This window comes from Chloroflexus sp., from assembly GCF_034435895.1.
Classification (GTDB): Bacteria; Chloroflexota; Chloroflexia; order Chloroflexales; family Chloroflexaceae; genus Chloroflexus.
In genome coordinates this window covers 1-3,231 of record NZ_DAOTWH010000118.1, presented here as the reverse complement: position 1 = coordinate 3,231, position 3,231 = coordinate 1, and the positions used below count along the sequence as shown (strand labels likewise).

Sequence of the window (3,231 nt, the reverse complement as noted above, 5' to 3'; positions counted from 1 at the left end):
CCATAACCGCGCGCCTCCAACGCTTCGGCCAATTGCAGCGCCCGTTCAAGGCTGCCGGCCAGCAATGGCCCGGCCAGCGCCCACCAACTGCGCAGGCTGCCAAAGCGGTGGCCGCGCGCGCGTTGGGCAGCGGTGATGGTTTCGATGGAGTGCACTAACCCCGGCGCAAAGGCAATCGCGATCGTAACGGCTAATCCGGCGTGGAAGAGTGAGCGCGGCGCCAGTCGCAATAGCCGGTGGTGATCGACCAGTGCATTAAATGCGCCAAAGATCAGCAGCAAAGCCCACAACCCCAACCCACGGGTCACCCCCCACGCCAGCGCTTCGGCAGTGATCGGCCCACCCAACACAATCCCGCCCAACCAGACCGGCAATTGCAAGGCAGGCAATGCAACCAGCGCCGTCGCCCCCCGCGGCCCGCCCACCGTCACCACGGCAAAGATGACATAGCCGAGCCATACAATCGCGCCGGCGCTGGCAAAGAGCGCGAAGCTGCGCGCCAGCGGGCGATCGTCGCGCCGGGCGGCAAAGACATACGTCACCGCCAGCATCAACAAGATATGGTAGAGCGGGTGCGGGGCCAGCGTCGCGATTGTAGCGGCGGCGACCAGCCACCAAAGCCATGTGCGGGTGTGCATAGCGAGCCTTTCTGCCACGCCAAGGCGCAACGCGGTTGGTTGAAAGAACAAGGTGAGGCTAAGAACCAACCATTTATATTCGGATTGTCAATGCTGCCAGCGCAACGACCTCGCCAATCTCGCACAGCGCGCCGTAGGTATCGCCGGTCAGACCACCGAGATCATGCACCCACCAGCGCGCCAGCAGATGCGCGACCGCAAGCACCAACGCCGCCGCGATGATCCCGGCCAGACCGGCAATCAGCCATGCGCTGCCCAGCATCAGCACCGACGAGAACCAGAGATCGCGCTGCTGGACGTATGAATTAAACATCCGGCCCAAGCCGCCCTCACGGGCGGGGGGGAAGCGATAGATACCGTAGCAATCGGCCCAGCGGCCAAGCATCGGTGCTAACAGCAACGCCGGCCATGCCACGGTTGCGCTGGCGATGAACGCCACCTTCAGCAAGATAATCATAATCAGCGCAATCGCCCCCATCGCGCCGATCCGGCTGTCTTTCATAATCTCGAGCTTGCGCTCACGCGAACGCCAGCTCATTACCGCATCAAACGTATCGCTGACGCCATCGAGGTGCAAGCCGCCGGTGACAATCCCCCACGTCGCGACAGCCAACACTGCCGCCACTAGATTACCCCAAAGCGGGCGGGCAACCGCATCAACGGCGACCATTGCGCCACCGATGACTAACCCAGCAGCCGGGAACCACGGAATCGCCCGCGCCACGCTCTGCTCGTTCATTGGCGGCAGACCGGGCAGCGGGATAATGGTGAGAAAGCGGATAGCTTCAAGCAAACCAGTGGCGGGGCGATCCGGCGATTCGCTCATAGTCATCCTCCCAGAGGAGGCACGGTATTGACCGTGCGGATAATGATAGACGCACCGTAGACATCAAGCGCAGTGATACTCCCCAAATCGATCCGCCAGCGCCAATGATCGGCGATCGGGATATTACAACAAAAACAGAGCACGAGTTGAATAGGCGTCGCATGCGTGGCCACGAGAATTCTGCCGCCGCGATAGGTTGCCAACAGCTCCTGCCATGCCGCTGCCACCCGTGCCGCCGCCTCGGCCAGACTCTCGCCGTCGGTAGGCCGCCCGTCTACCCCCAGCGCCCAACGCGCTTGGGCATCGGCAGGAAAACGTCGCGTCACTTCGCGGTACGTCAACCCCTCCCACAAACCCTGATCAACCTCAAGCCAGCGCGGGTCTTCCCGCAACGGGATGGAACGATGCTGCAGCAGGTCCTCAGCCAACGCGCGTGTGCGCTGGGTAGGGCTGGCAATGGCGTGCGTAAAGGGCAACGGGCGCAGCCGGCTCGCCGCCGCCGCGTGCTGGCGCAGGCCGTACTCGGTCAGCGGGCTATCACCGCGGCCCAAATACCGGCGCGCGCGGTTGGCTTCGGTTTGGCCATGGCGAACGAACCAGATACTGGTGCGCATGGTGGTGCAAACTCCTCAATCTGCTGAGAGCCGCACGGCCGTGTGGCTCTCCATTCGACCGGCCCATCGCCGCCGACCCTACCGCCGTCTGTGCCGCATGGCTCCCGGGCCGTGCGGCTCTACACAGGCACATCCCTATTCGTTAATTCGTTCCGCCCATTCGTTTATTCGTTGCCGCCACGACAATACCGCCGATCAACAACGCCGCCAGCGCCGCAAAGCCGAGCCATTGCCCGGCATTACCATTGCCGGTCGCCGCCGGTGGATTGGAGGCTGCTCCGCCCGCCGGCGCTGCCGTCATCGCTGGTGCTGCTGTTATTGTGGGCACCGCCGTCAAGGTAGGCGTTTCCGTCGCTGCGGGCGCCGGTGTTTCCGTTGGCGCCACTGTCGCCGTAGGCACTGCTGTCGTCGTGGGCACTGCCGTTGCTTCCGGCAATGGCGTTGTGGTGGGTACCGGTGGCGCTGTGGGCAATGGCGTTGTGGTGGGTACCGGTGGCGCTGTGGGCAATGGCGTTGCGGTGGGTGCCGGTGGCGCTGTGGGCAATGGCGTTGCGGTGGGATCAGCCGTCGCGACCGGTTCCGCCGCTGCACTCCGGCACACATCGGCAAGTTCTAGACTAGGCGGCGCCGCGCCGCCGCTGGCGTCACCCGGCCCCCATGCCCACCCGTGCAGATCGCCATCGCTGACCCGCACGTTGCTCGCGCCGAGATTAGAGTAGCGCCACGCACCCGCTTCGCGCCGGTAGAAAGCCCAATACACCGCCCGGCCCTGCTGATCGCGAGCGCAGAAGCAACTGGTGGCCGGATAATCGCACCCTTCGCGCCCGATCTTGCACACCGCCGCGCCGATACTGCTTTGCTGGCTAATCACCGGCAAACCACTGCGTTCGAGCAGCTCCAACCCGCTGATCGACGGCTCGCTAAACTCGACGCATGCAGTGACGACTTCGCCATTGCCAAACCGCACGACCACCCCGGCGCGGTTCACCGCCGGTTGGGCGGCAGCCACACCGGAGAGGAGCGCGATCGCGACCAAGACAACAAGTTGAAAAATCTGCTTATTCATCGTTGTACGGTACGGGCACAGCGCCGCTGTGCCCTCAGCAGCGCTGCTGTGTCCTGCGAGCCAAGCCAGCTTCTCGTTATCCCGCCT

The 3,231-nt window shown here is 64.1% G+C and carries 4 protein-coding genes; all 4 read right to left on the bottom strand.

Translation table 11 applies throughout. The features are described from left to right. Nucleotides 1-638 (bottom strand): energy-coupling factor transporter transmembrane component T (locus tag U9R81_RS07010; RefSeq protein WP_322494790.1); only part of this gene is annotated, 638 nt, incomplete at its 3' end. Nucleotides 639-711: 73 nt separating this feature from the next. Continuing rightward, nucleotides 712-1,464, bottom strand: a complete 753-nt coding sequence (gene cobS / locus U9R81_RS07005) for an adenosylcobinamide-GDP ribazoletransferase (protein WP_322494789.1) — start codon at nucleotides 1,462-1,464, stop codon at nucleotides 712-714. Nucleotides 1,465-1,466: 2 nt separating this feature from the next. Further along, a complete protein-coding gene (locus tag U9R81_RS07000) occupies nucleotides 1,467-2,078 on the bottom strand; it encodes a histidine phosphatase family protein (protein ID WP_322494788.1) in 612 nt (203 codons plus the stop codon). A 142-nt stretch (nucleotides 2,079-2,220) separates the two neighbouring features. After that, nucleotides 2,221-3,144, bottom strand: coding sequence for a hypothetical protein (locus U9R81_RS06995; RefSeq protein ID WP_322494791.1), 924 nt, complete (start codon nucleotides 3,142-3,144; stop codon nucleotides 2,221-2,223). Nucleotides 3,145-3,231: the final 87 nt, after the last annotated feature.

What these genes read in the sequence shown, in the direction of transcription:
- U9R81_RS07000 (WP_322494788.1), bottom strand. Translation starts at nt 2,078, where the DNA reads ATGCGCACCAGTATCTGGTTCGTTCGCCATGGCCAAACCGAAGCCAAC.
- U9R81_RS06995 (WP_322494791.1), bottom strand. Translation starts at nt 3,144, where the DNA reads ATGAATAAGCAGATTTTTCAACTTGTTGTCTTGGTCGCGATCGCGCTC.
- cobS (WP_322494789.1), bottom strand. Translation starts at nt 1,464, where the DNA reads ATGAGCGAATCGCCGGATCGCCCCGCCACTGGTTTGCTTGAAGCTATC.